The following is a 3,592-nucleotide window of genomic DNA, read 5'->3' as shown; positions in this document are numbered from 1 at the left end:
GGGCGGGGCTTACGGGAATCGGACACTCCCGGAACTACGCGGATCACCTTCGATGCTCCGTGAGTGTTCGGGTGTCCCGGTGACCGTCCGGCTTACGGGCATCCATTGATGACTTCTGGAAGGTGGCCCGTACGAGTCTGAGGCTTGCAAGCAATCCGCACCCGTTTCCGACGAGACAAGCTGGTAGGTCTTCAAAGGAAGTCCCACTGTTGCCATGGTTGGCAACAGGTCGTATCGTGTTCATATGGCAAAGGGCGAAAGTGCTGCCTCCCTGCTCAGGGAGTTGAGGCGCAAACATGGACACACCCTGCGCTCCGCAGCGTCGGAGCTAGGCGTGGCACCGTCGCAGCTGTCTCGAATGGAACGGGGCGAAAGGCCTGTAGGCGAGGCAGCAACGCAGCGCTTGTCCGACTACTATCACGTTCCGGCTGAGGTGATCAACCTCGCAACAGGACGGGTGCCAGCTGACGTTGTCGCGATTCTGTTGGCCCATCCCGAGGAGCTAGCAAATCTACGCAAGAAGTTTGGACAGTAGTGGCTACCCAAGCGGAACGCGATGCCTGGAAGTCAATCCTCTTAGGACAACGACTGGGCGACTATGAAATTCAAGCTTACTTGGGAGCTGGATTTTTCGGACTTGTTTTCGAGGCTCAGAATTTATCGACAAACGCCCGAGTCGCAGTAAAGGTATTGCTTCCGTCTTCGGGTCCTGGCGCGATCGTGGACTTCGAGAACGAGGCTGTTCTGCTTCAAAAGCTCAACGGCTGTGACGGTGTAATTACCTATGTGGACGGCGGTCAAGAAAGCATCGATATGGTCGCGCACGGTGTTACTGTGCCTATGCCTATCCGCTTTCATGTGCTCGCCGTGGCATCCGGGTCCGTTGACGAATTGATCCTCGACCCAGTCGAGCGATCAAAACTAGACTGGACCGAGCGCATTCGGATTTTCCGCGGAGCGGTCAAGAGCGTCCACCAAATGCATCTGGCCGGCGTCGCTCACCGTGACCTCAAAAGCAGCAACTGCCTACTGATGGTGAACGGCAGCACGACCAAACTGCGGCTGGGTGACTTGGGACGCGCTAAGGACTTGCGAAGCCCCCCAACCATGCTGATGGACGATTACATTCAGGGGCGGGGTGACCTGCGTTTCGCTGCGCCCGAGTTCCTTTGGCTTCAAGGTGGGGATACTGCCAGCGACTTCATGGCCGCCGACTACTACGGCCTTGGTTCCCTCCTTGTCGAAATTGCGACTGGGCAACCTCTTACAAGCCTCGCGCTTGGAAACGTCGGCGCGGTACTGCACCAAGCGGCGATAGACCTCCAGCGCGGACAGACGGGTGACCTAGCCACCCTCAATCTGCAGTACCGCCGAGTGATCGCTGAAGTGATGGATTTAATGCCCAGATCAATCCAGAGAGATGCTCAAGTTCTACTCGCCAGCCTGTGCGATCCTCTTCCGACCGAAAGACTTGCTCACTCGCCTTGCCACCGAGATCGACACCTTGAGCCGCTCGAATGGGTATTGAGACGTGCAGACATCATGATCCGACGACTAGAGATCGACGCTCGAGAAGAACGCCGAATCGCAAGAAAACTTGAAAGGGCAGCCTCATGAGCAGCCTCGGCCAGCTCGAAGTAATTCGAGCGGACAAATCTTTTGACTCCGAAACCGCTGAACCCACCCTCCCTGGCTCCGACCGTGGACGTTCGGGGTCAAAGTCGCGCAGCACGCACCCAGCAAAGGGTGGACAGGGCCTCGACGACCGAATCACCGACAGCCTCGCGGAGACGCGGGACGCGGCCGTGCGCGACGCCGCTATGGTGCGCTCATCGACCACTCTGGCTGCCTTGGCCGCCGCATACGAGTCACTCGGCGAAACTGAAGAATCCATCAACACGGCCTCCGAGGCTCTGGAGTTATCGGTCACTTCTGCTCGGGAGCAAGGACTCGTCGTCGACCCCGTTTCCGCGCGTCTTTCAATAGAGATTCTTGTTCGCGCCGGACGAATTGATGAAGGAGTTCTTTTCGCAAGATCGTTACCTCTTGTAGGACAGGTAGGACTTAGCGTTGGGGCGATGCTCGCAAGTGTCGGGCGACTAGATGAGGCTCACCGTTTTATCGATGACTCTGACGTGCAGGGTCGCGACGCTGTTCGCGGGTTCCTTCAGCTCATGGAAGGTAACAACTACGCCGCTCTCTCGTCGCTTAGAGCCGCACTGAGGTCGGCTCCGGACGACGCGGACTCAGCGCTCAATTTGTCTATCGCCTTCTGGCGGATCGGCGCCAAGAGAAAAGCTATCTCTACTGCTCTGCAGGCAACACGCTCGGCGCCTGGTCGGCAGGACGTAGGTCTCCACTATCTCGAGTTGCTTCTTGCAGAGGCGGATTTTGAACGATTTGATCGAGAGATTGTGTTGCTGGACCGCCTCGACGTGGTGTCTTCCGCCCGCCTATCCATTCTCAAGGCGCGAGCAACGCTCGTCCGCGGTGAGATTGATGCCGGAATCAGGCTGCTTGAGCAGGCGAGCGAAGCCGCCAAGGCAGAAAATGATCACCTGGTCCTTGCGGAGGTCCAGAGCAATCTCATCCGCATTCGCGCATGGAACGGCAAGATCGACCGCGAGCTTGCAGTTTCTCGACTGGTCAAACTCACCGCGCAGTTCCCTACCAGCGCAGTGGTAGTTGTGAGCCTCGCCCAAGTCGCAAACCGAAGACGTCACGCCGCAGCAATACACAAGGCTCTTGAATCGGTCCAAGACACGATGCTTGATGCGCGCTTGGCTTTTGTCGAGCATCAAATTGCATCACTTGAAGGCAACAACGAACTCGCTGCTGAGAAGGCCGTCGAGTGGTACACCCTTGAGCCAGAAGATCAGAATGCGTCGATCGCTGCCATGGTCGCGCTAGGCATTGGTCAGGAGCGCTGGGAAGAAGCTGCAGAATTCGCGCGAGCGGCACTTCTGAAGTATCCGAACGACCCCACCCAAATCAACAACGCCGCATACGTGCTAGCCATGGTGGGTGAGGCAGAGGAAGCTATCGAGCTGCTCACACCTCACGCGCAGGGACAGTTCGTCCTCACCGCAACTCTGGGGCTCGCATACCTCGCGTCCAATCAAATCCACACCGGAATGAAGCTGTACCGCGAGGCAGCGAACATGGCAGAGAAGCAAAAGGACGACTCGCGCAGCTTGATGACCGCATATCAGGCAATGGTCGTCCGACAACTCGGCCTGCTCGACACGAGCGATCCGGCCGCCTTGACGGCGATGTCGTTGCCCCCCGTTGCGCTTCCCGACGATTGGCGTGAACGATCCGAGTTTCTCAGGCTCCATACACTTGCAGCCAGCAAGGGTTACGAATGGCCTCTCACGCTGTAGAGGAAATGATTGACCGATGTGCGGTCGTTTCACGTTCCGCTTACGGGCGCTCAATATTCAATTGTGGCGACTGGGCCGTGGGGAGGTCGTGATGGGGGAAGATGATTTTTTGGACCACAAAACACCCATTGAACCGTCCCGGGTTTCATGCCGCCGTTTTGATGCTCCTATTGATGTCAAGTGGTAATTGTGGCCGATTGTTGGTCTAG

The 3,592-nt window shown here is 57.4% G+C and carries 3 protein-coding genes; all 3 read left to right on the top strand.

The window, feature by feature from the left end; all coding sequences use genetic code 11:
- Positions 1–214 precede the first annotated feature (214 nt).
- The 3 genes from CXY78_RS21925 to CXY78_RS00175 are packed head-to-tail and all read left to right on the top strand — an operon-like array spanning position 215 to position 3,383.
- Entirely contained in the window at positions 215–535 is a 321-nt protein-coding gene (locus CXY78_RS21925; RefSeq protein WP_104087448.1) for a helix-turn-helix transcriptional regulator, read from the top strand.
- Complete coding sequence (locus tag CXY78_RS00180) at positions 535–1,617, top strand: protein kinase family protein (protein WP_104087447.1); 1,083 nt, start codon at positions 535–537, stop codon at positions 1,615–1,617. The genes CXY78_RS21925 and CXY78_RS00180 overlap by 1 nt, the downstream gene beginning before the upstream one ends.
- Positions 1,614–3,383: a hypothetical protein gene (locus tag CXY78_RS00175; RefSeq protein WP_104087445.1), complete on the top strand. Its 1,770-nt coding sequence runs from the start codon at positions 1,614–1,616 to the stop codon at positions 3,381–3,383. Before CXY78_RS00180 ends, CXY78_RS00175 begins: the two co-directional genes overlap by 4 nt.
- Positions 3,384–3,592: the final 209 nt, after the last annotated feature.

It is taken from the genome of Cryobacterium sp. N19, from assembly GCF_002929595.1.
GTDB lineage: Bacteria > Actinomycetota > Actinomycetes > Actinomycetales > Microbacteriaceae > Cryobacterium > Cryobacterium flavum.
This window is presented reverse-complemented; position numbering and strand designations above follow the sequence as displayed.

Coding starts and splice junctions, on each gene's coding strand:
- CXY78_RS21925 (WP_104087448.1), top strand. CDS start 215: ATGGTTGGCAACAGGTCGTATCGTGTTCATATGGCAAAGGGCGAAAGT.
- CXY78_RS00175 (WP_104087445.1), top strand. CDS start 1,614: ATGAGCAGCCTCGGCCAGCTCGAAGTAATTCGAGCGGACAAATCTTTT.